1 protein-coding gene is annotated in these 674 nt (G+C 60.7%); it reads left to right on the top strand.

Going from position 1 to position 674, the window contains the following annotated elements; all coding sequences use genetic code 11:
- Nucleotides 1-674: hypothetical protein (locus BLX24_RS33180; protein ID WP_177226003.1), on the top strand; the 674-nt coding region annotated here is incomplete at both ends.

A 674-nucleotide genomic window follows, 5' to 3' on the forward strand; every position in this document is an offset into this window, starting at 1 on the left:
CTCGAAGCCTTCTATGCCGAAAAATCCGGTCAGCAGAGTGCGGCGGATATGAGTGCCGAACTGGCACGGACCGCGCAGCAGACTGATGCGCTGATTGCCGAAGCCGAACGGACCTTTCAGGGAGAATCGGACAAGGCCAGCCAGACCCGCGATCACAAGGTAAATGTGGCCAATGCGGTCCGTGATGCCGAAATTGCGGCCATCAACGCCCGCGCTGATCTGGCACTGGCCGATAAGGAGCGCATGATTGCAGCTGCCACCGCCAAAGCGGACGAAGCCATCCGGCTGGCGGATCAGGAAGCATCCGGACAGATTGCTGCATCCCGGCAGGCTACTGATCAGACCATTGCCAATGCTACGGAAGAAGCTACTAAAAAGACGCAGCTGCTGGATCAGCTTAACCAGAAGGACGGGGAAACGGTGCAGCAGATGGCCACCCGGGCCGATCAGGAAGCGGCCCATCAGGCGCAGCTGGCGCAGCAGACCCATGAGGTGGAAGTTGCCAGGGCAGAAGCCACCCGCGATCAGAAAATAGCGGCCGCCAACGCCATCCGTGATGCGGAAGTGTCGGCCATCAACGCCCGCGCTGATCTGGCACTGGCCGATAAGGCGGCAATGATTGCGGCATCGACTGCCAAAGCCGCGCAGGAAATTGCGCTGGCCACCGATCAGGC

This window comes from Arsenicibacter rosenii, assembly GCF_001870735.1.
GTDB lineage: Bacteria > Bacteroidota > Bacteroidia > Cytophagales > Spirosomataceae > Arsenicibacter > Arsenicibacter rosenii.